Consider the following 24,614-nt stretch of genomic DNA (forward strand, 5'->3'; position numbering starts at 1 on the left):
CCGTTACAGCTCTTTCTTCAAATGCTTTTCAATCTGCTCAAGCGATTTGCCTTTGGTTTCCGGAAGGCACAGGAAGACAAATATCAACGAGCCGACGTTGATGGCCGCAAAGATGAAGAACGTCGGGTTGCCGATGGTATCGACTGCAATCGGGAAGGTGAATGCCACCGATGCGTTGAACAGCCATTGCATCGATACTGCTGTGCCGGTCAGCAATCCGCGCACCTGCATCGGGAACAATTCCGACATCAGCAGCCAGTAAACCGGCGAGATGCACATCTGCATGAACAGCAGGAACACCAGAATGCAGGCGAGGGCGGTGTAGCTCTGGGTGAGGTTCTGCGGCATGAATTGCAACACGCAACCCAGCGCTGCCTGCATCAGGATGACCATCACCAGCCCGGTCATCAACAAGTGCCGACGGCCGTAACGGCCAATCGCCCAAATGCCGAGCAGGGTCGCGATAACCGATACCACGCCGTTGCCGATGGTGGCGGTCAGCGCAGCGTTGGTGCCCATGCCGGTATTCTTGAGAATGATCGGCGTGTAATACATAAAGGCGTTAACGCCTGTGAGCTGCGCGGTAAAGCCCAGGCCAATGCCGATCAGCAGCAACTTGATCACCCAGCCCTGACGCAGCAACTCCCTGGCTTTCGGGCGGTGACGAGCCTCCTCGTCCTGCGCTTTCATCTCGTCCACTTCGCGCTGCGCATCCTGCTTGTTGGTGCGCAGTTGCTCCAGTACATCCTGCGCTTCATCGAAGCGGCCTTTGGACGCCAGCCAGCGCGGCGACGGCGGTACGAAGAACGTACCGACCAGCAGCAACACGCCCGGCACCATGGCGATGGCCAGCATGTAACGCCAGATACCAGGTGTGTGCAGCAGAGCGGCCATGACCGCGCTCAGAACGTAGGCGAGCAACTGGCCGCTGACGATCATCAGTTCGTTACGGCTGACCAGTCGCGCACGACGCGACGGCCCGGCGATTTCGGCAATGAACACCGGCACCGTAGCCGAGCCGCCACCCACTGCGATACCCAGCAGGAAGCGCGCAGCGACCATGAACGGAATGGAAGGCGCGATGGCCGTGCCCAGTGCGCCAGCAATGAACAGCACCGACAGCAGACGCAAGGTCAGACGGCGTCCGAAACGGTCGGAGATGTAGCCGCTGGCAAGCGAGCCAAACGCAGCGCCGACGATCAGTGAAGCGGTGATCATCCCTTCGCTGTAGGCATCCAGGCCCAGCCCGCCCTGATCGGTGGGGAGCGTCATGAAAGGCAATGCACCGGCGATGATGCCGGTGTCATAGCCGAACGCCAGCGCACCCATGGTGGCCACGAGTACGGAGATAAAGATGAGTCGATTCGGTGAAGCGCTTTGCCGACCTTGCGGATCGGCCGCTGCTGAGGTGCTACTTGAAGACATGAATCTGAAGTCCTTCGTTTGAAACCAGCGTCGCGCCAGTACGTAGATGTCAGGCTTAGGGCGATGTGTTGCGCGCTAGTTCCCTACAAACCCGGTCGGGATTGAATTCTTGAAGATGCTCTGCGTGCGAGGATGGCTGAAACGATTAACTTTATCTGGTCATAATGACCGGATTTTTCCGGATATTAGTCAATAAGACTCAGTCCTTTTGACTTTTAAATTTTCTATTCATTGATTTTAAATGGGTTTTTATCTGGCACGTGCGTTGCTCTGGTTCCATGAACGAAACTGCACACTCTGGAGTGGATCATGCTCAGCACTGCCCATCGCGACATCATCAAAGCCACCGTACCGATCCTTGAAACAGGCGGCGAGTCACTTACCACTCATTTCTATCGCATCATGCTCGATGAATATCCTCAGGTTCGTCCGCTGTTCAATCAGGCCAACCAGGCAAATGGCGCACAGCCACGGGCGCTGGCCAATGCGGTGTTGATGTACGCGCGCAATATTGATCGCCTCGAAAACCTCGGGCCGTTGGCGGCGCAGATCGTCAACAAACATGTCGCGCTGCAGATACTGCCAGAGCATTATCCGATTGTCGGTACCTGCCTGCTGCGCGCCATTCGCGAGGTGCTGGGCGCTGAGGTCGCAAAGGACGCAGTGATCGATGCCTGGGCTGCGGCGTATCAGCAACTGGCTGACATGCTGATCAATGCCGAGCGCGATGTGTATGAAAGCATCGCCGCAGCACCGGGTGGCTGGCGTGGCGGACGGCTGTTCAAGGTTGTTCGCAAGGTGCCGGAAAGCAGCGAGATCATGTCGTTCTACCTGCAGCCTGTTGATGGTAAACCGGTCATCGCGCACAAGCCCGGTCAGTACATCGGTATCCGGTTGAACAGCGAAGGCGGAGAAATTCGTAGAAATTACTCGCTCTCTGCGCCTGCCAACGGTGTGAGCTATCGCATCAGCGTCAAGCGAGAGCAGCGCGGCGTTGCGTCCGGTTACCTGCACGATCAGGTCGCAGTGGACGACACCGTAGAATTGTTCCCGCCCTCTGGCGAGTTCGTGCTTGTCGAAGGCAGCAAACCGCTGGTACTGATCAGCGGCGGTGTCGGCATCACCCCGACGCTGGCCATGGCGGAAGCTGCGTTGCAGGCAGGTCACCGACACGTCGTGTTTATCCACTACGCTCGTAATGCCAGCGTGCAAGCGTTCCAGGCGGTCATTGATGACTGGCGCGAGCGATATGCGCAGTTTGCGGCGCACGTGGTCTACAGCGAAGTTGCGGCCGGTGACGCACCGGCGAATAGTGTGACGGGGCCTGCTTCGATTGAGCATCTGCAGCAATGGCTGCCGGCGGACAGGGACGTCGAGGCCTATTTCCTTGGTCCGAAGCCGTTCATGGCGTTCATGAAGCGCGCGCTGCACGAGCTGGGTGTTCCGGACGGGCAAAGCCATTATGAGTTTTTTGGCCCGGCTGAGGCGTTGGCCTGAGCGCATTTCAGATGCGCAGAACCGCATGTCTTTTGACGCAGGCCCTTAAAAAGGCTGCTTCGAGTATTTTGAACAGGAGGGCACGCCATGCATCTGACCGAGCGATATCGAGCTTATATTGCCTGTCTCAACGAACGCCGCTGGCAGGATCTGGGCGATTTCGTCGACGACGACGTGCAATACAACGGCGAGCGGATCAGCGTGGCCGGCTACCGGACGATGCTGGAAAACGACGTCAGCATTATTCCTGACCTGCGTTTCAACATCGACCTGCTGGTGGTTGAGGCGTCACAGGTGGCTGCCCGCCTGATATTCAACTGTTCGCCGCAGGGTCGATTTCTGGGGCTGAACGCGCATGGCCAGCGCATTACCTTTTCTGAGAACGTGTTTTACACATTCAGCGACGGCAAGATTGTCAGCGTCTGGTCGGTCATTGATAAAGCCGCAGTGGAGCGAGAACTTCGTGGTGAGCCAGCGGCCGCCTCCAGTGACAGAAGCGCCTGAGATTTTCATCGGTGTGCAGCTCATCAACGCAGCTTTTCCGGCACGCTCGTCGAAGTAACCGCATTTCAGGGCACTCCCCGGTGGCAGCGCAGTCTTTTCTATACACTATCACCCGGCGGAGCCTGAAATGATCACTGTCCACCACCTGAACAACTCCCGTTCGCAGCGTATTCTGTGGCTGCTTGAAGAGCTCGACCTGCCCTACGAGATCAAGCGTTATCAGCGCGACCCGAAAAGCAACCTTGCACCGCCTGAACTCAAGGCTGTGCACCCGCTGGGCAAATCACCGGTTATTCAAGACGGCCCGCATGTCGTCATCGAGTCCGGTGCCATTGTCGACTACCTGATTCGCCGTCATGGCGATGGCCGACTGCAACCGGACCCTGCCAGCGCTACCTACGATGAGTACGTGCAATGGCTGCACTTCGCGGAAGGCTCGGCCATTCTCCCGCTGATGCTCAACCTGTACGTAGGACGTCTGGGTGACGCTGGCGCACCGCTGCATCCGCGTATCCAGTCGGAGCTTGCCAATTATCTGGGTTATCTGAACGACTCTCTGGGGTTGACGCCTTATCTATTGGGAGAAGAACTGAGTGGCGCGGATATTCAGATGAGCTTCATTGGCGAACTCGCCAAGGCCCAGGGAATGCTGCAGCCGTACCCGAATGTGACGGCGTGGGTTGAAAGACTGCAGAGCAGGCCTGCGTACCGCAAGGCTTTGGAGCAGGGCGGGGAATATTCTTTCGCCAAGTAACCGCCATGCCTTAGGCGTTTGCGCCGCGGTTCCTCATGCTCCGCCAGGTAATGAAGCTCTCGACGCTCTGCGTCGCCAAGAGGACGCAGAGCGTCCGGAAAGGCATGCGACGCAGAGCGCCGCACGATAGTTGCGATGATCGCTCCAGCATTGGGCTTTACGACTCGGAGTGTCGCACGATAGTTGCGATGATCGCTCCAGCATTGGGCTTTACGACTCGGAGTGTCGCACGATAGTTGCGATTATCGTTCCGCACGCTCCAGCGTGGGAATGCAGCTCTCGACGCTCTGCGTCGCCAAGAGGACGCAGAGCGTCCGGAAAGGCATACGACGCAGAGCGTCGCACGATAGTTGCGATGATCGCTCCAGCATTGGGCTTTACGACTCGGAGTGTCGCACGATAGTTGCGATTATCGTTCCGCACGCTCCAGCGTGGAAATGCAGCTCTCGACGCTCTGCGTCGCCAAGAGGACGCAGAGCGTCCGGAAAGGCATGCGACGCGGAGCGTCGCACGATAGTTGTTGAGGCCCAGAAAGGCATACGACGCAGAGCTTCGCACGATAGTTGCGGTCATCGTTCCGCACGCTCCAGCGTGGGAATGCAGTTCTCGACGCTCTGCGTCGTCAAGGCGCGCATGTGGCGGGTCAGCCTTCGGACGGGCTGGTCGAGTCCTGACCCGCTTCGGCCGCCAGCTTCAAGCGGTCGGCCTTGCTGATGTATTTGGCCTTGCTCTGCGGGGCCAGTTTGGCGCTGGCCTTTTTGGCGTGGGCTTTCAGCAACTGCTGGATTTTCTTGCGACGATTCATGCTTTTCAACTCGCTTGCACAGGCGCGAATCATAGCAGTTGCCTGTCGCACCATGCATGCGACTACCCGCCGTTCTGAACCATCTGCCACAACGACGCACCGACACCGGTGATGCTCTCTCCGGCAATCAAGCCTGCCGCCGCGGTAATGGCGAAGCGTTCTGTAACGGACGGCCAGCGACAGTTCACCAGCCAGGTGAGCACTGCGCCAAGGGCCATCATCAGAGACACCGAGGCTGGCAGGACAAAGGCCAGGCCCAGTGCTGCGGCGCTGGGCAAGTATCGCGCGCGATGAGCAGACAGCGTGCTGTCGAGGATGCCCAGCAACAACCCGACCAGCCCGCCGATGAAAATCGCCCAGCGGATGCTCGCCGACAGCGAATCCAGGCCGTGGGTCAGCGTTTGTGCGACGGCTTTCCAGGTGGCTACTGCCGGGGCGGGCCATTCTTCGGTGAGCAGCATCGATTGCGGGTCTGGAATCAGCGCCATGTAAGCCAGAACTCCGACGATGCTGCCGACGAAAATACCCAGTGTCTGGGCGATCAGCTGTTTACGCGGCGTGGCGCCAATCGCCCGGCCGACCTTGAAGTCGTTCATCAGGTCCGTGCATTGCCCGGCAGAACCTCCGGCCGTGTTGGCGCTCATCAGGTTGATCGGCACCTGCCCGGGCGCGACGATGCCGAAGCTCAGTTGCGATAACTGCCCGATTGCCCCGATAGGGGGAATGCCGGTGGCACCGACTACTCGAGCCGCCACGGCTGCGAGACAGATTGCCAGGGGAATGGTCAGCAATGCCATCCACAGATTGATACCGAATAACAGCGCCTGCAGGCTGACCACCAGCAAAATCGCCAGCGCAAAACCGACGGCAGGCCCGGCCTTGGGCACTGACCAGGTCGTCCCGCCACTGGCTCTGGTGGATTTGTGCAATGCCCACAAACGGATCGCCAGTGAAGCCAGGGTCGAGCAGACCATCAGGCTCACACCCGGCCATAGCAACCATTCCACCAGTGCTGCGAACTGCGGGCCGCTGCTGTCGGCCGGTAATGTCACCAGACCCTGGTTCAGTAGCCACGGCCCCACACCGCCCCAGGCCAGCAGAGCACCGAGCAGCAGGGTCATGCCGACGCGAATGCCGATAATTGCGCCGAACCCAACCAACAGCAGCGAAGGGTCGGCGGTAAAGGTCAGACGCTCCAGGTGAGCGCTCGGCGACCAGCGCGGGAACGCCCATATGAATGTGTCGACCCACTTGGCCAGCGCAGACAGCAACGCGGTGCTGAGCAGCACCTTCAAGCGTATTGCGGCTTCGCGCCCATGGTTGTAGATGTGTAGCAGGGTTTCCAGAGTGGCCATGCCTTCGGGAAACTTCAGCGATTTGTCGTTGAGCAATGATGGCCGCAAGTACCAGGCAATCCAGATCCCCAGAAAACTCACCGAGAACACCCAGGCGATCATCGGGACGGCATCCAGTTGCTGACCGGTCAGCAAGGTATAAGCCGGAATCGGCGCGACCAACCCACCGGAAATGATCGACGCAGCTGCCGACGCCACGGTCTGATTGATGTTGCTCTCATGCAGCGTCCACGGCAGATGCTCGGATGAACGCTTTGAAAGCCCTTGCCATATCGCATAGCCGATCAACAAGGCGATGATCGACATATTGAACGACCAGCCAATCTTCAACCCGGCGTAGACATTGGAAGGCGTCAACAGGATACCGAGCACGACCCCGGTAATGACCGCGCGCAGACTAAGCTCGCGCTCGACAGGACTGACAAGAGGGATCGATGGCGAGGTTGAAAGCATGCGAGTTCCTCTCGGCAATGAGACAAGGCAACCTATAAAGTGAGCGTCATAGTGGCCGAAGGTTCAGATGACGGGCTTCCAGCCCCTCGTCACTTTGTAGAATCCTGACTCTGCGGGATCCTCTCAACCAAGCACATTCAGCCCATCATTGAAATGGCACTCGCGATCATCACCGCCAAGGTTTTCTGGCAGGAAAGCGGTGAGGTCGTAGGGCAAAAACAGCGTATCCAGCGCCAAAGAGAACGGCACGTCTATCAGCCAGGGCCAGGTTGATGTCACGTCTTTGGTACCCCATGCCCAGCCGTGTCGTGTTCCGGGATAGACGCAACGTTCACCATCAAGGTGATACATCAGGCTCCAGCAGCCGCTCAGTGAGATGGCTGCAGCCAGTAACAGGCATTGCTTGAACATACATTCCCTTGTTTCAGAGTTGATGCAACGTGTGCGTCATTCTAGTCGCATAACCCCGTGGCGATCATCCTGCGCATGGCCCGGGCAATATCTTGCGTAGCCTGCGCTGTCTGCTCGCCTGGCAACTGATCGAACATATGCGGCACGCCCGGGTAGACATGCAATTCCACCGGCACCCCAGAGCGCGACAGGGTCAGCGCGAATGCCAAGTCCTCTTCCAGAAACAGATCAAGTGCGCCAACGCAGATGAAAGTGGGCGGCAGATCGCTCAGGTCGGTGGCCAGTGCGGGGGAGAACAGGGTCTTGCGATCATCGTCCAGTGCGTAGGCACCGCGCAGGCTTTCCCAGCAAAAATGATTGGCCTGGCGCGACCAGCTGAAAGTGCCGGTAGTCGGGTTGGCTGGCGGAGCGTCAGGCGCGCCAGTGCGGTGATCGAGCATGGGGTAGATCAGCACCAGACCGGCGAGTGTCCGCAGCCCTTTGTTTCTTGCCAGCAGAGCGAGCGCGGCAGCAAGCCCGCCGCCGGCGCTGTGGCCCATGATCACCAGGTTACCGGTGTTCATGCCCAGCGTCGGCCCGTGGCTGAATATCCACTCCAGCGCTGCGTAACAGTCTTCCAGCGGGATCGGGAATGGATGCTCGGGGGCGAGCCGATAATCGACAGCGACGATGATTGCCTTGAGCTCGACGGCTAGCTCTGCGAGGTAATCATCGGCCATCTCCGGGCTGCCCAGAACAAAGCCGCCACCGTGGATATACAGGATGACGGGGAGTCCAGAGTGAGAGAGCGAAAGGTCCGGACGATAAAGACATAACCTGACGCCGTTGTCCGAATCGGAGGAGGTCCAGTGTTGCTCGCCGCGCTTGGTGGCGGCGGTTGCCCATGAGGCGCTGACGCGAGCCCTGATGTCGGCAAGGGTGTGCAGCGTCCAGTTGCTCGACGGCTCGTCCATGAACCAACGATAGGCCGGGTCCAGTAATTCATCGGCGTTCAATACGTGCTCCCGAGGCGCAGGGAAATAAGCCCCTGCGCCTGTCAGTGCTTAAAGCCACGCCTTGATTTGCGTACAGACGGCGGGCGTGGAAATGCCATAACGATCATGCAGTGTAGGCAGCGCTCCAGCGTCGAGAAAAGCGTCCGGCAGGGCGATCTGCCTGAAGGTCGGTGTAACGCCATTGCGCAGCAACACCGTCGCCACTGCTTCGCCCAGCCCGCCGATAATCGAGTGGTTTTCGGCGGTCACTACCAGACGGCCTGGTTTTCTGGCTTCCGCCAGAATGGTCTGCTCGTCCAGCGGCTTGATGGTCGGCACGTGCAGCACCGCAACATCGACACCGTCGGCCTGGAGTGCCTTGGCCGCTTCCAGGGCACGCATGGTCATCAGCCCGGTGGAGATGATCAGCACGTCGTTGCCGGTGCGCAGGGTCTTGGCTTTGCCAATCTCGAATGTGTAACCGTATTCATCCAGTACCAACGGCACGTTGCCGCGCAGCAATCGCATGTAAACCGGGCCTTGATGCGCTGCGATCGCCGGTACGGCCTGCTCGATTTCCAGCGCGTCGCAGGGGTCGACGATCATCAGGTTGGGCATGGCGCGAAAGATCGCCAGGTCATCGGTGGCCTGATGGCTGGGGCCGTAGCCAGTGGTCAGGCCCGGCAGGCCGCAGACGATTTTGACGTTGAGGTTGTCCTCGGCAATCGCCATGCAGATGAAGTCGTAGGCGCGACGCGAGGCGAACACCGCATAAGTGGTCGCAAACGGTACGAAGCCTTCCCGAGCCATACCCGCAGCCGCGCTCATCAGCAATTGCTCGGCCATGCCCATTTGGTAGAAACGTTCAGGGTGCGCTTTGGCGAAGATGTGCAGGTCGGTGTATTTCGACAGGTCAGCCGACAGCCCGACGATATCCTGACGTTGCTCCGCGAGCGCCGCCAATGCATGGCCGAACGGAGCCGGGCGAGTGGCCTGACCCTCGGACGCGATAGACGCGATCATCGCCGAGGTGGTCAGTTTTTTCTTCGTGGCAACGGACGGAGACGGTGTGTGATTGGCAGAGCTCATACGATTTTCCCCTCGTCGAGGTTATTCAGTGCGACGTCCCATTCATGCTCATCCACGCGGATGAAGTGGGTCTTTTCACGGGTTTCCAGAAACGCCACGCCCTTGCCCATTTTCGTGTCGCAGATGATGACCCTGGGCTGAGCGCCGACGTGTTGGCGGGCCGCGTCGAAGGCTGCGACCAGTGCGTTCAAGTCGTTGCCGTCGACGCGCTGGGTAAACCAGCCAAACGCCTGCCAGCGATCCACGATGGGTTCGAAAGCCAGCACTTCACTGGAGTGGCCATCGGCCTGCTGGTTATTCACATCGACGATCGCGATCAGGTTGTCCAGTTTCCAGTGCGAGGCGGACATGGCCGCTTCCCAGGTCGAGCCTTCGTTCAGCTCGCCGTCCGACAGCAGGTTGTAAACGAAAGATCTTGAGGCCTTGCGCTTCAGCCCCAGGCAGGCACCTACCGCAATGCCCAGACCATGACCTAGCGAACCGCCGGTTATTTCCATTCCAGGGGTGTAAGTCGCCATCCCGGACATGGGCAAACGGCTGTCATCCGAGCCGTAGGTTTCCAGTTCATCGAGCGGGACGATTTCCGCCTCTATCAATGCCGCGTACAGCGCAATGGCATAGTGGCCGATCGACAGATAAAAGCGGTCGCGCTGCTCCCATTCAGGGTCTTCAGGCCGATAGTTCAGCGCGTGAAAATAGGACACAGCGAGCAGGTCCGCAGCGCCCAGCGCCTGTCCGACATAACCCTGGCCCTGAACCTGGCCCATGCGTAATGCGTGCCGGCGAATGTTATGAGCACGCTGCGCCAGCGAGGTTGAAGGCGCAGATAAAGTAGTGGCTGTCATGGTGATTACTCCGTTGACTCAACGATTGACCGAGGCGGCAGGGATGCGCAGCACCAGATAGGCGCCGATGAACAGCACGCCGGTAATCAGGTACATGCCAATGGCGCTTGAGCCGGTCGTGGTGGTGATCCAGCCGATCAGGTAGGGCGAACAGAAGCCCGCGAGATTGGCGAAACTGTTGATCCCGGCAATCCCGGCGGCCGCCGATACCCCGCCCAGCAGGGTGGTGGGCAGCATCCAGAACAGCGACGATGCCGAGAGAATGCCTGCTGCGGCGAGGCACAGGCTGAACACTGACAGCAGCAGATTGCCGCCAAACAGCGCTGCCAGGCTCAGCCCGAGTGCGCCTGCGATCATCGGCCCGACCAGGTGCCAGCGACGTTCTCGATGTTTGTCGCCGCTGCGCCCCATCAGCAGCATCACGACGATTGCGCACAGGTAGGGAAGGCTGGTCATCAGGCCGATATGCAGCGGATCGGAAACGCCTGCATTGCGAATCAGCGTCGGCAGCCAGAAGGTGATCGCGTACTGGCCCATCACCACGCAGAAGTAGATGCATGCCAGCAGCCACAGACGCTTGTCGCGAATGAAGGCGCCTACCGACGCGTGTACCACTTTCTGGCTGTTGTCCTCTTGCAGCTCCTTGTTGACCAATTCCTTTTCTTCAGCGGACAGCCATGTCGCCTGATGCACGCCATCCTTCAGATAGCTCAGTACCAGCAAGCCGACGATCACCGTCGGGATCGCTTCAAGGACGAACATCCATTGCCAGCCAGCCCAGCCATGAACGCCTGCGAAGCGGGTCATGATGTAGCCCGACAGCGGGCCGCCGATCATGCCGGACAGCGGGATGGCGATGAACCACAGCACGGTCATGCGCGCGCGGCGATAAGAGGGGAACCAGTACGTCAGGTACAGCAGCAGGCCCGGTGCCAGACCGGCTTCCGCCACGCCGAGCAGAAAGCGCAGGGTATAGAACTGCCAGGCGGTTTCGACAAAGGCGAAGAGGGCGGAAATGATGCCCCAGGAGATCATGATGCGGGCGATCCAGCGTCTGGCACCGACCCGGTGCAGGATCAGGTTGCTGGGTACTTCGCAGAGGAAATAGCCGATGAAAAACATGCCTGCACCGAGGCCGTAGACAGTCTCGCTGAAGGCCAGGTCGTTCATCATCTGCAGCTTGGCGAAGCCGACATTGACCCGATCGAGATAAGCGCACAGGTAGCACAGCATCAGGAACGGCATCAGTCGCCAGGCGGTCTTGCGGTAGGCATTGGCGCGCGTGGTCGAAACCGCGTCGAGGGTCATGGTGGTTATCATGATGGTCTGATCTCTTGTTTTTATAGACCGCCAGGCAACCGCCTGGCGTATCGTCGATCCAGAACAAACACAGGCTGTTTGCCAGCCCGTCCACACGCGGTCAGTGAATCAGCATGCCGCCGTTCACATCCAGCGTGATACCGGTGAGATAGGACGACAGGTCGCTGGCCAGAAACAGCGCGGCATTGGCCACGTCCTGCGCTGCGCCCAGGCGGCCCAAGGGAATGCCGTCGATGATCGCGTGGCGTCGCTCATCCTGCATCAGACCGCCGGTGATATCGGTATGAATCAGGCCGGGGGCGATGGAATTGACACGCACCTGATCAGGCCCGAATTCACGTGCCATCGCCTTGCCCAGTCCCAGCACGCCGGCTTTCGCCGCGCTGTAGTGAGGGCCACCAAAAATGCCTCCGCCGCGCTGGGCGGAAACCGACGACATGCAGACGATACTGCCCGAGGATTGGGCGCGCATGGTCGGGATCACCGCTTGCGACATGAGCAGAGTGCCGCGCAGGCTGACGTCGAGTACCTTGTCGTAATCGCCAGGGCGGATGTCCAGGGTCTTGATGGGCTGTGTGATACCCGCGTTATTCACCAGAATGTCAATGCGACCGTAGTGCGCGATGATTTTGCTGACGGCTTCGTGAACCTGTTTTTCATCGGCGACGTTGGCCGCCAGACCCAGATGACCTTCACCCAGTGCGGCAGCGGCATCGCGTGCAGCGGACTCATCCAGATCGATAATGACCACGCGTGCGCCATGGCTGGCGAACGTGACCGCAGTTGCGCGACCAATACCGCGCTCCGACGCTGCGCCGGTGATGACTGCGATTTTGCCTTGAAGAAGCATAAGGGTTACCTCTGATTATTGTTGTTGGATTCGATTCGGGTGATCGATGACTTCAGAGTGTTCCCGGTGCGGGTCCTGAGCAATGCCGCAAAAATCACTGGATGCTGAAAAAAATTCACCTCTCGTCAATCCGCTATACCAGTGGTTGAATGCATGAAACTCGAATAATCGGACACATCGGAGTGTTCATGCAGCCTGATGACGATGCACCTCTGAGCCTGCCACCGCTGAAAGCGCTTCAGGCCTTTGAACAGACTGCCCGCTTCGGCAATCTGGCCAGAGCAGCTGAGGTCCTGGACCTGACACCCTCGGCAGTCAGTCACCAACTGGCCAGACTGGAGGCTTTGATCGGACGGCAATTGTTCGTCCGGGCCGCGCGCGGTGTCACGCTCACGCCGGTCGGCGAGCAGTATCTGAAAGATGTCTCGGGGGTGTTGCACAGCCTTGCCGTCGCGACCGAACGTGCGGCAAGCGATGTCAGTCTCGATTGCTTGCGCCTGCATTCCGCGCCCAGTTTCGGGCTGCTCTGGCTGATGCCAAGGCTGGAGGCGTTTCGGGTAAGCCACCCGGATATCCAGATCAACCTGTCGTGCTCTTATGAGTCGCTGCATTTCAGCCGGGACAAGATCGATGTCGATATCCGTCATGGCAGACCAAACTGGCCGAGCTACGAAGTGCGCACCCTGCGTGACGAAAAATTCGCTGTGCTGGCGTCTCCGCAACTGCTGGCGCGTCGCCCGGTGCACAGCGCAGCAGACTTGCTCGACCGCGAATTGATTCTCTCCGAAGCCACGTTGCTCAAATGGCCCGAATGGTTTGCCCGGCATGGACTGGCTCGCCCGGAAAAGCCTTATGCGCTGAGTTTCGACCGCTCGTACATGACGCTGGAAGCCGCCAGTCACGGCTTGGGTTTTGCGCTGGAAAGCACCTTGCTGGCGCAAAAGTATCTGGGCACTGGCGAACTGATCGAAGTTGCGCCTCAAGAATTGACTGCACCGGTTGCAGCGCATCATCTGGTCTTTCCCAAGGCCCATTCCGGCTTCCCCAGAGTCAGAAGATTTCTTGAATGGATGGAGCATGAGTTAGGGCAGGGGTTTGTGTTTTGAGCCGCCCCGCTTATGGTTAGCCTCTTTGCCAGGTGTGAGCGTGGCATAGGGCATGGGCTCATTCTCATGATGTCTGAATACGCCTCACCATGGAGATGTCATCATTTATGGAAAATAAACTGGTTTCCAGAACAGCGGTCGTTACCGGCGCGGCTCAAGGCATCGGTGCCGCGATTGCAAAACTCTTTGTGCAACAAGGCTGCTTCGTTTACGTCACGGATATTAACGACGACCTTGGTAATGCGGTTGCAAGCTCATTGGGTAGTCGCGCCTGTTTTCTGCGTCTGGATGTGCGGCGTGAAGAGGATTGGCAACGACTGGCCGCGCAGATTTCAAATCAAGGCCGGAGTTGGAACATCCTCGTTAATAATGCGGGCATCACCGGATTCGAAAATGGCGTTGAGCAGCATGACCCGGAACATGCAAGTCTGGACGCTTGGCGTTCGGTGCATCAAACCAATCTCGACGGTGTATTCCTCGGATGCAAATACGCCATTCGCTCCATGCGCCAGTCAGGAGCCGGTTCCATCATCAACATTTCCTCTCGCTCCGGCCTGGTTGGCATTCCAGGTGCCGCAGCGTATGCGTCGTCCAAAGCTGCCGTTCGCAACCACACAAAAACGGTGGCGCTTTACTGCGCCGAACAAGGACTGAGCGTTAGATGCAACTCGATCCATCCGGCGGCCATCCTGACCCCCATGTGGGAACCCATGCTAGGTAGCGATGCCGGTCGCGAAGAGCGAATGGCTGCGCTGGTGCAAGACACTCCGCTCAGGCGATTTGGTATGCCTGAAGAAGTGGCCTCTCTGGCCTTGTTGCTCGCGTCGGATGACGCCACCTACATCACGGGCAGTGAGTTCAACATTGATGGCGGTCTGTTGGCTGGAACGGCTGCTACTCCGGCAGTCCTGAACGACAGTTAAGCCTGGGATATTAAGATCGTGCTTGCGAAAGACAGTTTTTTACCGATTCTGTTGAATCAGATCATCGACCAATGATAGGCCCGTTTGAGAAAACCAACTGTTTTCAACAGAGTCGGTCCAAAGCTGCCCTTCTCGGGGACAGCTCGTGGCCAAGTGCTATCTGTCGTAAAATGCCGCAGTGGTGATGCTTGATAATCGATTTTCTGAGAGACTGAAATTCGACAAAAACGAAAAGAGAGTCGCACTTCAGCATCTCTTTCCCTCCTTCAATTTGAACCATGCCGCGGAACAGTATTCTGCGACCGTTGGGAGACCCGTTTGCTTAATGTTCCCAAGGATCTGATTGGTGATGACCGCCTGTCGCATGTGCTGAGTGCCAGCGAGAGGCTGACCAGTGCGGCCTCGGTTGAGGAGGTCGTCGCTGTATTGAGGGACACGGCGCGCGCTGCGGCAGGCGCGGAGGGCATTGCGGTTATCATTGAAAATGAAGGCCGCTGTTCTTATGTAGCCGAAGATGCGGTTTCTCCCCTTTGGCAAGGACAGAGCTTCCCGATTAGCCATTGTGTATCTGGTTGGACGATGCGCCATGGTGAGACGGTTGCGATCAGTGATGTTTGGCTCGATCCACGCATCTCGCAGGACGCTTACGCGCCGACCTTTGTCCGAAGCCTCGTGATGGTTCCCATCGGTAGACCTGTTCCGTTCTCGGCGCTTGGCGCTTACTGGTCCGATGTTCGCGATCATGATCCCGATACGATCAAACTGTTGGAAAGTCTAGCGCGACTGGCAACCATCGCAATCGAGAATGCGCGCCTGACCCAGGCACGCAACCGCGGGGCGGCACTAAGGGCCACTCAGAATCGAATCCTTGAACTGGCTGTAGAAGTGACAACCCTGAACGTTACTCTGGACGCAATCGTCCGCGAAGTGGAAGCGCTGTCAACGTCGGGATTCGTGGGGAGCATCGTGCTCCTGGATGAGGACATGGATCACGTGGAGCATTGTGCCGGCCCGAGTCTGCCTGACGCTTACACTGACGCTCTCAAAGCTATTGCTGTCGCCCCGTTCCTGGGCTACCAGAGCGCATTAATGGCAGTGGCCGACATCATGATCGACCCACGCTGGAGCGAGTTCCGCGATCTGGCCGTCGGACATGGGCTGTTCGTCTGCTGGTCAGTCCCTATCCGTTCGGCGCAGGGCGCACTGCTCGGTGCTTTCGTCCTGTACCACCGTGAGCTGCGTGAGCCGTTGCCAGAGGATGTTGAGATCATCGACTTCGTGGCTCATACGGTCGGACTGATTGTTCACCGTGCACGAACGGATTCCGCGATCCGTATCAGCGAGTCGAGGTTGCGCCTGGCCGTTGACCACGCCGATGTGGGTTTTTGGGACGTGGATTTGGTGCATGACACGCTGGTTTGGCCTTTACAAACCAAGGCGATGTTCGGCATCTCGGCTAACGTGACGGTCACGTTGCAAGATTTCTATGATGGTTTGCACCCCGAGGATCGTGATGCGACGATCGACGCCTTCCTGGCGGCCGCAGACCCAGAGCGTCGCGCGCTCTACGAGGTCGACTATCGCACGATTGGCCGAGAGGACGGCGTCGTTCGCTGGATCACGGCCAAGGGGCGCGGGGTGTTCAATGCAGCCGGTGTCTGTTTGCGCGTCACCGGCACCGCAATCGAAATCACTGCTCGCAAGGCTGCCGAGGAGGAGCTGAGAGAGCTTAACGACACCCTTGAAAGGCGAATTGTCCAGGCCATCGCCGAGCGCGAGGAGGTCCAGCAGACGCTGCGCCAGAGCCAGAAGATGGAAGCGATGGGGCAGCTTACCGGCGGCGTTGCGCATGACTTCAATAACCTGCTCACGCCCATTGTGGGCACGCTCGATCTGCTCCTGCGACGTGGCGTGGGTGGCGATCGAGAGCAACGTCTCATCTCGGGCGCGATGCAGTCGGCGGAGCGTGCCAAGACGCTGGTACAGAGACTGCTTGCCTTCGCGCGCCGTCAGCCGTTGCAGACGGTTCCGGTCGATGTGGCCAAATTGCTGAGCGATATGGGTGATCTGGTGGCCAGAACGGCCGGGCCGAAAATCAAGGTGGTCGTCGATGCTCCAGAGAATCTGCCTGCTGCCATTGCCGATCAAAACCAGCTGGAGATGGCTGTTCTCAATCTCTCCGTGAACGCGCGTGACGCGATGACCGCAGGCGGCACCCTGTGCATATCTGCCGGCACGGTGCTGGTGGGCGATGGGCATCGTTCGAAGCTGCCGAAAGGCGAATACCTCTGTTTAACTGTCGCAGACACGGGCACTGGCATGGACGCTGCCACGCTTGGCCGAGCGGTGGAGCCATTCTTCTCCACAAAGGGTGTCGGCAAAGGGACTGGTCTGGGTCTTTCGATGGTGCATGGGCTGGCATCACAATTGAACGGTGCTCTCACGATTCAGAGTTCGCCAGGTTCCGGGACGAAAGTGGAGCTGTGGTTGCCGCGCAGCATGACCGTGCCAGCAGCGGCTTTGCACATTGTCGAGGCGTCAGAGCCGCAATTGACGCGCGGGATCGCGCTGCTGGTCGACGATGAGGAACTGGTACGGGCAAGCACCTGTTACATGCTGGCCGAGCTGGGTTACCGCGTGATCGAGGCCGGGTCAGGTGAAGAGGCCATGCAACTGATAGCCAACGGGCAGGCATTTGATCTGCTGATCACGGACCACCTCATGCCGGGTATCAACGGGACCGATCTGGCCCGAGTGGTCCGCTCCTCAAGGCCTGGAACCGCGATCCTGCTGGTCTCCGGATATGCCGAACGTGAGGGCCTTGATCCGGATCTTCCGCGGCTCACAAAGCCGTTTCGCAAAAGCGAACTTGCAGCATGCCTTGCCCCGCTTCACGGCAAGGGCGGCGGCCCCGCGCCAGAAGCTTATGGCTTGGCACCCTGACCTTCGCCAGAGTATGGGGTGAAGGCCATCGTTCCTGTCAGCTTGGATTTGGCAGTCAATGATGCGCCATTAATCCCAGGCTATGCCTCCAAACCTCCTTCGCCTGTGAAAACTTGTATGGTTGGCCGCCTAGCGCTTATATCAGCTCCTCAAACGGCCAGCCGATGCGCCTGCCAAGCATCACCGTCCTCGCCTTGCGAGCCTGTCGACAGCAGCTGCTTTTCCGGCGCACTAAACATCGAGCGCAGGTTCTTTTCGATGGTGTTGCACAAGTCTTCCATGCGAATCCGGTGCTGACTGCTGCCGAAGGGCGCTTGCAGGTCGGTGCCGATACGGTCCATTGCCAGTAGCAGGCAGCCGACCACCGTGGATATCGCCGGGGTGAACCAGCCCAGGGTAGTCACCATGCTCAGTGGCATGATGATGCAGAACAGGGTGCTGAACAGCCTCGGAAAATAGATGTATGGGTAGGGCAGCGGTGTGTTGGCGATGCGTTCCATGCCGCCCTGGCAGTTGGACAGTTCGACCATGGTCGACTCCAGTCGCGCCAGACGAATGCTGTCGATGCGTCCCGCTGCAAACTCTTCGGAGATGATGGCTGCCGAGCCGTTCAGAATGTCATTGGGAAAGTTATTGCTGTCAGAGGCCCGACGAATTTCGGCGTTCGACAACAGACCGTCGAGCCTTGCGGTGCCGACATCGCCTTTGAGGTGGGCGCGCAGTGCCCGCAGGTAGGCCACGTGGCGATGAAACAGCACTTCTTTCACCGGGTTGTTGCGATCATCGGTATTACCCTCAATCAGGGTAATCACCTGGCGGCCATAGCTGCGTGAGCTATTGACCATCGCGCCCCATAACGTGCGCGCTTCCCACCAGCGGTTGTAGGCGCTTGTGTTGCGAAAGCTGATCAGCACGATCAGTGCCGAGCAAAGCAGCGTGAGAGGCATCAGCGGGAAATCGATGCCCTTGCCTTCGATCAGCATGACATCCATGGTCACGGCCAGGTCCCAGAGCAGAAGCCAGAACAGCGACCAGCCAACGTAGGTGATCGTTCTGCTGATGCACCGCCATTTTTTTTCGAAAAGACCCGTCATTACGGCACTCCCTTGCTGGGTTGGAAGAAGGCTGTACATGTTCAGTGAACACGTTATGCCGCGAACTTACGCCGCTCGCCTTAAAGCCCGCTTAATTTCCAGGTGCGTAATTTTCAACACGGTTTGCTGTGCTGTTTCGGCTGGTGCCTTTGAATTCGGCATGCACAGGTCATGCACTGGAACCGTCAACGGATCCGGGACCACACAGCCTTTGTCGATCCTGTTCAATTGGCGGGTAGCCGGACGTTTCGCAGTTTCTGGCGTTGTTTGATCGACACTTCGTTGCATTGCTTTCATGCAAATACTTGTTCCGGACAAGCCCGCCTCAGCACTTTGCTGTTCAAACTCCGTAGACCGAGAGGTAATTTCCATGCACATCAATCGATCCGTCCAACAACCGCCTGGTATTGAGATGGAGAGCTTTCGAACCGCGTCTGACGCGTCTCTTGCTTCCAGTTCTGTGCGGTCCGTCAACTCCGGTGCGCAGGACAATCTGCATGCGATTACTGATTACCTGAAGGATCATGTGTTCGCTGCACACAAATTGCCGTTGACCGACTCATTGGACGACCACGCTGCCATTCATGCTCATAACGAGCAGATCGATGCGCTGATCGATGCGCGCGCCAGGCGGTTGAGTGAGCAGGGCGAAACCCGTGCAAGCATCGGAGAAACATTTGCCAAGGCGGAAAAGTTCGACCGATTGGCGACGACGGCATCAAGCGCGTTACGGGCCACGCCATTTGCCGCTGCTTCGGTGCTTCAGTACATGCAGCCAGCGATTAACAAGGGCGATTGGCTACCTGCGCCACTCAAGCCGCTAACCCCGTTCATTTCCGGGGCGCTGTCGGGGGTGATGGACCAGGTGGGCACCAAGATGATGGATCGTGCGACAGGTGATCTGCATTACCTGAGCACCTCGCCGGACAGGCTCCATGATGCGATGGCTGCATCTGTGAAGCGCCACTCGCCAGGGCTTGGCAGGCAGATTGTGGACATGGGGATTGCGGTGCAGACGTACTCGGCGCGCAACGCAGTGCGTACGGTGTTGGCTCCGGCACTGGCGTCCAGACCGGCAGTCCAGAGTGCTGTCGACATCAGCGTGTCGACGGCGGGTGGTCTGGCTGCCAACGCAGGCTTTGGCAACCGCATGCTCAGTGTGCAGTCGCGCGATCACCTGCGCGGTGGTGCATTCGTGCTCGGCCTGAAGGATAAACAGCCCAAGGCTGACCTGAATGACGAAACCGACTGGCTTGATGCTTACAACGCGATCAAGTCAGCCAGCTACTCAGGTGCGGCGTTTAACGCTGGCAAGCGGATGGCCGGTCTGCCACTGGACATCGCGACTGACGGGCTCAAGGCGGTGAGAAGTCTGGTCTCGGCAACCAGTCTGGTACAAAACGGGGTTGCGTTGGCGGGCGGTTTCGCAGGGGTAGGCAAGTTGCAGGAGATGGCGACGAAAAACATCTCCCATCCGGCGACCAGTGCTGCGGTCAGTCAGTTGACCAACCTGGCGGGTTCGGCAGGCGTTTTCGCAGGCTGGACCACCGCTGCACTGGCGACTGACCCTGCGGTTAAAAAGGCCGAGTCGTTCATACAGGACACGGTGAAGTCGACTGCGTCCAGTACGACAGGCTATGTCGCCGACCAGACCGTAAAACTGGCGAAAACCGTCAAAGACAAAGGCGGGGAAGCGCTCGTCAATACCGGTGCCAGCTTGCGTAACACGGTCAATAACCTGCGTCATCGTCCCGCGCGTGAAGCGGATATTGAAGAGGGTGGTATTGCGGCTTCTCCAAGTGAAACACCGTTTCAGCCTGGGTGGTCGTAAGCAGCCTGTGAGTTGCAATTAGACGGTAAAAAGGGGTGGGCTCAACGAGTGAGGCCACCTCTTTTTTCCAGCTGTCCGGTTGGGATTCAAAGCTCTGTGTGTTGGGTCGAGGCCTTGGTTTTATCATAGGCATGTTTGACATCGGTCATGGCGATGTTGCTGGTCTCCAGCTTCAGGTCTTCGCTGTCGCTTTTTACCAGTGCGAACTTGCCGTGGTTAGCGTCTACACCGTCCAGCTTGATATTCATGTCATCAAACTGCTTTTCACCGTTGGTGCGAACCAGCGTTCCGAAATTGTTGGCTTCGAAACCAGTGATGTTCAAATGAGTGTTCGCGTTAAGTTGGACAACCTTATCGTCTGCGTTTTCAGCACTGCTGTTTTCGATTTTCAGATTGGTCACCTTTGCGCCTCCCTCGCCCTTGACGGTGATCATGTCCTCCCCGACGTTTTCGGCGTGCACGTTATCGATGGTGACTTGCTGGGCGTCCTTGGCTTTCACGTGTATGCCATCCACTTCGTTCTCACCCAGGTTCGCGTTTTTCAAGGTGGCACCTTCTGCCAGTTCGAACAAAGGCTTCTGGTCTTCGCGCTGGTCTCCGGTACCCATCGACTTGTCGGCAGTGAAGGTTGCGCCGTGGGCGTCGTAGACTGTGTTGGCCGCGACTTTGATGGTGTCTTTCACCACAATGACCTTGCCGGCCTGGTCGTTGGCGCCCGCTGTATCCGAAACCGGATCAGTGCCTGAGGTGTGGTTGGGGTTGGCCAGTTGCGGTGTGATTTGCGGTGTTACGCCATCATCGTTCTCGCTGCTGCCATCGACAGAAGGCGTGTTGCCACCTGTTGCAGTGGGTGCAGGGCTATCGCCGCCGTCACCGCCTGTTGCAGTCGGCGTATCGCCACCGCCATCACCTGTTGCAGTGGGTGTATCGCCCCCACCATCGCCCGTTGCGGCTAGCGTACTGCCATCACCGCTGTCACCGCTATCGGTCGTAGGCGTACCGAGCCCGCCATTGTTCTGAAAAGGGTCCTGCCACCCGCTCGAGTCCTGATCGGTGTCCTGTTTTTTGTTAAGGTTCATGAGCATCTGCAGCAGTGAAACAATCAATGCACTGAACAGCTTGATGAGGTTGGACTCGGGGTTTGCTGTGTTGTTGGCATCCTGCGGGCTCTGCACGCTGTTGTCGGGTTGCCCGAAACTGACGTTTTTCTGTGCGGCGCTATTGAACAGCATGGCGCCAGCGTCTACGGCCTGGGGGGCGCTCTCATCGTGGAAGGTGTTTGTCTGCGGGCTTTTTTCACTCAGCGCCGAGAAGTCCAGCGCGGCTGACGTGGGTTGGTAGGGCGTGGGGGTGATACCGATGCTCATGATGTTTTACCTCGATGGGGTGGACATATGAACCAGCGTCGTCTTCCGGATTTACCAGCGTCGGTCGCCGCGTCCCTGTCAGTTCTATAGGTCGACGAGGAATTCGCCAGATGTTGCTCGAAGTGAGTGGCAAAGCGAGGTGAGCGGTTCCCGTTTCGCCGCTATTGATGGCGATGTTTTCAAGACGCCATCCCTTGTGCGCTTGACGAGCGCAAGGAACCAAAACGCCTTTACCGTCGACTCAGTGCGAACACACCGGCAGAAAAACGGTGTGGCTTCATATCGCACTCAGAGGCCGTGAAATGACCAATAATGACCCGTACCACATCCTGATAAACGAAATCTGCGCGCTCAGCCTTATTTCCACGCCTGAACGTTTTTACGAATCTGCCAATTTCAAAATCAGCGAAGTGGACTTCACACTTCAGTATCAGGATCGTGATGAGGGCCGTGCTGTTCTGATTTACGGCGACATGGGAGCGTTGCCGACACGCAATCGTGACGCTGCATTGCTGGCGTTGATGGACATCAATTTTCATATGTTCTCTGGCGCCCATAGCCCGGTCTTCTCCTGGAATGCTCAGACCAGCCGGGTGCTGCTTATGGGGTCCGTGAGCCTGGAACGAGCCTCTGCCGAAGGCGTGCTGCTGTTGATGAAGTCGTTCGCTGATCTGGCGAACGAGTGGCGCGAGCACGGGTTCATCGGGCAGGTCAAAACAGCAGGTGCCCCGGTTGAGCAGCCTGTTGCCACGGCAGCCAAACGCGAGAGCCTGTCGGCCTCAGGGAGGTTTCAATGAACACTCCGCGAATCGCTGGATCGGGCGGCATCGAGCTCGCCCGGATAAACCAGCAGCCCGATGCTATTCCCGCCCAGACCGCTCACCCGAATGCAGTGACGCCAGGCATGAATCCGCCGCTGACTCCCAATCAGGCAGGGCCGCACGCAGCAGAAAGCTCGGCTGCCGGTGCCGCGCGGCTGAATGTTGCGGCGCGACATACGCAGCTTTTGCAAGCCTTCAAGGCTGAGCCTGCGACGGCTCCGGTCAGCGGCGCGCCGATGATCAGCTCGCGTGCCGCGTTATTGATTGGCAGCTTGCTGCAGGCTGAAAAGCTGCCTTTTGAAGTCATGGCCGAGCGTCTCTCCCCTGAGCGCTATCAACTGAAGCAGTTTCATGGTTCGGACTTGCAACAACTGCTGGACAAGTTTACCCAGCCGGGTCAGGCCCCCGACAAAGCCGAAGTCGGTCAACTGATCAAGGGCTTCGCGCAATCGGTCGCCGATCAACTGGAGCACTTTCAGTTGATGCATGACGCTACGCCCACCAAGACAGGCCCGCATGCCAACGAGGATCGGGCGACTCTTGCCGTCAGTCAGACAGCCCTTGGCGAGTACGCCGGTCGTGCAAGCAAGGCAATCGGCGAAGGACTGAGCAAAGGCATCGTGTCGCTGGATGAGCATATCGCTGCAGTGGATGTGAGCCTGCAAAGTGCCGAAGAGGGCGATAAGGAAGCTTTGCACGCTAACAGGCAGGCGCTGGTTGATGCCAAAACCACTCTGATCGGCCTGCACGCCGATTTCGTCAAATCGCCAGAGGCCAAACGCCTTGCTTCGGTCGCCGCACATACACAACTGGACACCGTCGTCAGTGATCTTGTCACTGCCCGCAACTCGGTTGGCGGCTGGAAAGGTACCGGGCCGATTGTCGCAGCTGCGGTTCCACAGTTCCTGTCGTCAATGACGCACCTGGGTTACGTGCGTTTGTCCACCAGTGACAAGCTGCGAGAGGAGGTGCCTGAGACCAGCAGCGACGCCAGCATGCTCAAGGCGGCAATAACCGGAATGGTCGCGGGCATTGCTCACGAGACAGTCAACAGCGTAGTGAAGCCGGTGTTTCAGGCTGCCTTGCAGAAGACCGGCCTGAACGAGCGCTTGAACATGGTGCCACTCAAGGCTATCGATACCAATTCGGTGATTCCTGACCCCTTCGAACTGAAAAGCGAGCACGGTGAACTGATCAGAAAAACGCCCGATGAGCTCGCTCAGGACAATGCATTCGTCAAGGGCGAACGCGCGGTGCTGAACCAGAAGAAGGTCCAGGGTTCGTCCACCCATCCGGTGGGTGAAATGATGGCTTACAGTGCCTTTGGTGGTTCACAGGCCGTGCGCCAGATGCTCAACGATTTACACCAGATCAATGGTCAGACGCTGAGTGCAAGAGCCTTGGCATCCGGCTTTGGCGGGGCGGTGTCTGCCAGTTCGCAAACGCTTTTGCAGCTGAAGTCGACGTATGTCGATCCCGCAGGGCGCAAAATTCCGGTATTCACGCCAGACCGTGCCGAGACAGAGCTGAAAAAGGATCTGGCCAAAGGCATGGACCTGCGCGAAGCGTCGGTACGTACCACGTTCTACAGCAAGGCAATATCGGGTATTCAGAGCTCGGCGCTGACCTCGGCACTGCCGCCAGTGACAGCCCAGCCCGAAGGCGCGCGCGGTACGCTCAGTGCGGGGAATATCCTGCGCAACATGGCGCTGGCCGCAACGGGCTCGATTTCCTACCTGTCCACGCTGTACGCCAACCAGTCTGTCACCGCCGAAGCCAAGGCGCTGAAGGATGCGGGCATGGGCGGCGCAACGCCGATGCTGGATCGTACCGAAACAGCCTTGAACAACATCCGCCATCCGAACAGGGAATCGCTGCCACATACCTCCCAGCCGGGCACATTGAGCGGCATTCCAAGGGCTATGGAAAACGCTTATCACATGGGCCGAGGCGCGTTGCAGCTGCCAACCCAGATGGCTGTGGACACGGTTCGAGTGTTGGCAGACGGTGTGCTGAACGGCGTGTCGTCAGCACGCGCTGCGCTTACGCCAGCAAAACCGCCTGAAGCTCGCGGGTCCGTCGACGAGCCCCGGAACGCGGCCCCAACGTCGCCAACCAGCCCGATAGTGCAGCGGCCGGCACCTTCCGTTCCGCTTGACGACGAGCAGTTGCGGGCGCTGGAAGAAGGCTTGCTCGCTCCGCGCTGATTCCAACGCCGGGCACAGTCCGTACCTGTCTGTTGTCCGG

General features: G+C 58.6%; 20 protein-coding genes. 9 read left to right on the plus strand and 11 right to left on the minus strand.

The window, feature by feature from the left end; genetic code table 11:
- Positions 1 to 3 precede the first annotated feature (3 nt).
- A complete protein-coding gene (locus KP808_RS05895; RefSeq protein ID WP_002552378.1) occupies positions 4 to 1,425 on the minus strand; it encodes a sugar porter family MFS transporter in 1,422 nt (473 codons plus the stop codon).
- A 309-nt stretch (positions 1,426 to 1,734) separates the two neighbouring features.
- Between KP808_RS05895 and hmpA the strand changes: the two genes are divergently transcribed.
- The 3 genes from hmpA (at position 1,735) to KP808_RS05910 (ending at position 4,180) form a co-directional block, all read left to right on the plus strand.
- Entirely contained in the window at positions 1,735 to 2,922 is a 1,188-nt protein-coding gene (gene hmpA, locus KP808_RS05900; protein ID WP_230017735.1) for an NO-inducible flavohemoprotein, read from the plus strand.
- A gap of 87 nt (positions 2,923 to 3,009) precedes the next feature.
- Positions 3,010 to 3,426, plus strand: a complete 417-nt coding sequence (locus KP808_RS05905; protein ID WP_230017737.1) for an ester cyclase — start codon at positions 3,010 to 3,012, stop codon at positions 3,424 to 3,426.
- 127 nt (positions 3,427 to 3,553) lie between these two features.
- Positions 3,554 to 4,180 (plus strand): glutathione S-transferase family protein, encoded by a 627-nt coding sequence (locus KP808_RS05910; RefSeq protein ID WP_058401732.1) that lies wholly within the window; start codon positions 3,554 to 3,556, stop codon positions 4,178 to 4,180.
- A gap of 643 nt (positions 4,181 to 4,823) precedes the next feature.
- Here KP808_RS05910 and KP808_RS05915 read toward each other — a convergent pair.
- The 8 genes from KP808_RS05915 to KP808_RS05950 form a co-directional block, all read right to left on the minus strand.
- Entirely contained in the window at positions 4,824 to 4,985 is a 162-nt protein-coding gene (locus KP808_RS05915; RefSeq protein WP_230017739.1) for a DUF2986 domain-containing protein, read from the minus strand.
- Between the two features lie 62 nt (positions 4,986 to 5,047).
- A complete protein-coding gene (locus KP808_RS05920; protein ID WP_122259252.1) occupies positions 5,048 to 6,793 on the minus strand; it encodes an OPT family oligopeptide transporter in 1,746 nt (581 codons plus the stop codon).
- Positions 6,794 to 6,916: 123 nt separating this feature from the next.
- Positions 6,917 to 7,204, minus strand: coding sequence for a YceK/YidQ family lipoprotein (locus tag KP808_RS05925; RefSeq protein WP_058399565.1), 288 nt, complete (start codon positions 7,202 to 7,204; stop codon positions 6,917 to 6,919).
- A gap of 41 nt (positions 7,205 to 7,245) precedes the next feature.
- Positions 7,246 to 8,199, minus strand: a complete 954-nt coding sequence (locus tag KP808_RS05930) for an alpha/beta hydrolase (protein ID WP_230017741.1) — start codon at positions 8,197 to 8,199, stop codon at positions 7,246 to 7,248.
- Between the two features lie 48 nt (positions 8,200 to 8,247).
- A complete protein-coding gene (locus KP808_RS05935) occupies positions 8,248 to 9,267 on the minus strand; it encodes a transketolase family protein (RefSeq protein ID WP_005735175.1) in 1,020 nt (339 codons plus the stop codon).
- The gene (locus KP808_RS05940) at positions 9,264 to 10,112 is read right to left on the minus strand and encodes a transketolase (protein ID WP_230017742.1); all 849 of its coding nucleotides are present in this window, start codon (positions 10,110 to 10,112) and stop codon (positions 9,264 to 9,266) included. Before KP808_RS05940 ends, KP808_RS05935 begins: the two co-directional genes overlap by 4 nt.
- Positions 10,113 to 10,130: 18 nt before the next feature.
- Positions 10,131 to 11,432, minus strand: coding sequence for an MFS transporter (locus KP808_RS05945; RefSeq protein WP_230017744.1), 1,302 nt, complete (start codon positions 11,430 to 11,432; stop codon positions 10,131 to 10,133).
- Between the two features lie 100 nt (positions 11,433 to 11,532).
- The gene (locus KP808_RS05950) at positions 11,533 to 12,282 is read right to left on the minus strand and encodes an SDR family NAD(P)-dependent oxidoreductase (RefSeq protein WP_058399568.1); all 750 of its coding nucleotides are present in this window, start codon (positions 12,280 to 12,282) and stop codon (positions 11,533 to 11,535) included.
- A 188-nt stretch (positions 12,283 to 12,470) separates the two neighbouring features.
- On the opposite strand from KP808_RS05950, the gene KP808_RS05955 reads away from it, so the two are divergent.
- The 3 genes from KP808_RS05955 (at position 12,471) to KP808_RS05965 (ending at position 17,254) form a co-directional block, all read left to right on the plus strand.
- Positions 12,471 to 13,388: a LysR substrate-binding domain-containing protein gene (locus tag KP808_RS05955; RefSeq protein WP_005735171.1), complete on the plus strand. Its 918-nt coding sequence runs from the start codon at positions 12,471 to 12,473 to the stop codon at positions 13,386 to 13,388.
- A gap of 107 nt (positions 13,389 to 13,495) precedes the next feature.
- Positions 13,496 to 14,311, plus strand: a complete 816-nt coding sequence (locus tag KP808_RS05960; RefSeq protein WP_230017746.1) for an SDR family oxidoreductase — start codon at positions 13,496 to 13,498, stop codon at positions 14,309 to 14,311.
- A 318-nt stretch (positions 14,312 to 14,629) separates the two neighbouring features.
- Positions 14,630 to 17,254: a GAF domain-containing hybrid sensor histidine kinase/response regulator gene (locus KP808_RS05965; RefSeq protein ID WP_230017748.1), complete on the plus strand. Its 2,625-nt coding sequence runs from the start codon at positions 14,630 to 14,632 to the stop codon at positions 17,252 to 17,254.
- Between the two features lie 149 nt (positions 17,255 to 17,403).
- Here the strand turns inward: KP808_RS05965 and KP808_RS05970 are convergent, their stop codons facing one another.
- Positions 17,404 to 18,348 carry a bestrophin family protein gene (locus KP808_RS05970; RefSeq protein WP_230017750.1) on the minus strand — a complete coding sequence of 315 codons (945 nt, stop codon included), beginning with the start codon at positions 18,346 to 18,348 and terminating at the stop codon, positions 17,404 to 17,406.
- 460 nt (positions 18,349 to 18,808) lie between these two features.
- Here KP808_RS05970 and KP808_RS05975 point away from each other — a divergent pair, with 460 nt between their 5' ends.
- Positions 18,809 to 20,179 carry a type III effector gene (locus tag KP808_RS05975; RefSeq protein ID WP_230017752.1) on the plus strand — a complete coding sequence of 457 codons (1,371 nt, stop codon included), beginning with the start codon at positions 18,809 to 18,811 and terminating at the stop codon, positions 20,177 to 20,179.
- Positions 20,180 to 20,265: 86 nt separating this feature from the next.
- Here KP808_RS05975 and KP808_RS05980 read toward each other — a convergent pair whose 3' ends face one another.
- Positions 20,266 to 21,546 (minus strand): pectate lyase, encoded by a 1,281-nt coding sequence (locus KP808_RS05980; protein ID WP_230017754.1) that lies wholly within the window; start codon positions 21,544 to 21,546, stop codon positions 20,266 to 20,268.
- Between the two features lie 302 nt (positions 21,547 to 21,848).
- Between KP808_RS05980 and KP808_RS05985 the strand changes: the two genes are divergently transcribed.
- Positions 21,849 to 22,343, plus strand: a complete 495-nt coding sequence (locus KP808_RS05985; RefSeq protein WP_230017756.1) for a CesT family type III secretion system chaperone — start codon at positions 21,849 to 21,851, stop codon at positions 22,341 to 22,343.
- Positions 22,340 to 24,574 (plus strand): restriction endonuclease, encoded by a 2,235-nt coding sequence (locus KP808_RS05990; protein WP_230017758.1) that lies wholly within the window; start codon positions 22,340 to 22,342, stop codon positions 24,572 to 24,574. The genes KP808_RS05985 and KP808_RS05990 overlap by 4 nt, the downstream gene beginning before the upstream one ends.
- Positions 24,575 to 24,614 lie beyond the last annotated feature (40 nt).

The organism is Pseudomonas savastanoi (genome assembly GCF_020917325.1).
Taxonomy (GTDB): Bacteria; Pseudomonadota; Gammaproteobacteria; order Pseudomonadales; family Pseudomonadaceae; genus Aquipseudomonas; species Aquipseudomonas amygdali.

What these genes read in the sequence shown, in the direction of transcription:
- hmpA (WP_230017735.1), top strand. Translation starts at nt 1,735, where the DNA reads ATGCTCAGCACTGCCCATCGCGACATCATCAAAGCCACCGTACCGATC.
- KP808_RS05955 (WP_005735171.1), top strand. Translation starts at nt 12,471, where the DNA reads ATGCAGCCTGATGACGATGCACCTCTGAGCCTGCCACCGCTGAAAGCG.
- KP808_RS05940 (WP_230017742.1), bottom strand. Translation starts at nt 10,112, where the DNA reads ATGACAGCCACTACTTTATCTGCGCCTTCAACCTCGCTGGCGCAGCGT.
- KP808_RS05910 (WP_058401732.1), top strand. Translation starts at nt 3,554, where the DNA reads ATGATCACTGTCCACCACCTGAACAACTCCCGTTCGCAGCGTATTCTG.
- KP808_RS05895 (WP_002552378.1), bottom strand. Translation starts at nt 1,425, where the DNA reads ATGTCTTCAAGTAGCACCTCAGCAGCGGCCGATCCGCAAGGTCGGCAA.
- KP808_RS05985 (WP_230017756.1), top strand. Translation starts at nt 21,849, where the DNA reads ATGACCAATAATGACCCGTACCACATCCTGATAAACGAAATCTGCGCG.
- KP808_RS05925 (WP_058399565.1), bottom strand. Translation starts at nt 7,204, where the DNA reads ATGTTCAAGCAATGCCTGTTACTGGCTGCAGCCATCTCACTGAGCGGC.
- KP808_RS05990 (WP_230017758.1), top strand. Translation starts at nt 22,340, where the DNA reads ATGAACACTCCGCGAATCGCTGGATCGGGCGGCATCGAGCTCGCCCGG.
- KP808_RS05920 (WP_122259252.1), bottom strand. Translation starts at nt 6,793, where the DNA reads ATGCTTTCAACCTCGCCATCGATCCCTCTTGTCAGTCCTGTCGAGCGC.
- KP808_RS05960 (WP_230017746.1), top strand. Translation starts at nt 13,496, where the DNA reads ATGGAAAATAAACTGGTTTCCAGAACAGCGGTCGTTACCGGCGCGGCT.
- KP808_RS05950 (WP_058399568.1), bottom strand. Translation starts at nt 12,282, where the DNA reads ATGCTTCTTCAAGGCAAAATCGCAGTCATCACCGGCGCAGCGTCGGAG.
- KP808_RS05905 (WP_230017737.1), top strand. Translation starts at nt 3,010, where the DNA reads ATGCATCTGACCGAGCGATATCGAGCTTATATTGCCTGTCTCAACGAA.
- KP808_RS05935 (WP_005735175.1), bottom strand. Translation starts at nt 9,267, where the DNA reads ATGAGCTCTGCCAATCACACACCGTCTCCGTCCGTTGCCACGAAGAAA.
- KP808_RS05970 (WP_230017750.1), bottom strand. Translation starts at nt 18,348, where the DNA reads ATGACGGGTCTTTTCGAAAAAAAATGGCGGTGCATCAGCAGAACGATC.
- KP808_RS05915 (WP_230017739.1), bottom strand. Translation starts at nt 4,985, where the DNA reads ATGAATCGTCGCAAGAAAATCCAGCAGTTGCTGAAAGCCCACGCCAAA.
- KP808_RS05945 (WP_230017744.1), bottom strand. Translation starts at nt 11,432, where the DNA reads ATGATAACCACCATGACCCTCGACGCGGTTTCGACCACGCGCGCCAAT.
- KP808_RS05980 (WP_230017754.1), bottom strand. Translation starts at nt 21,546, where the DNA reads ATGAGCATCGGTATCACCCCCACGCCCTACCAACCCACGTCAGCCGCG.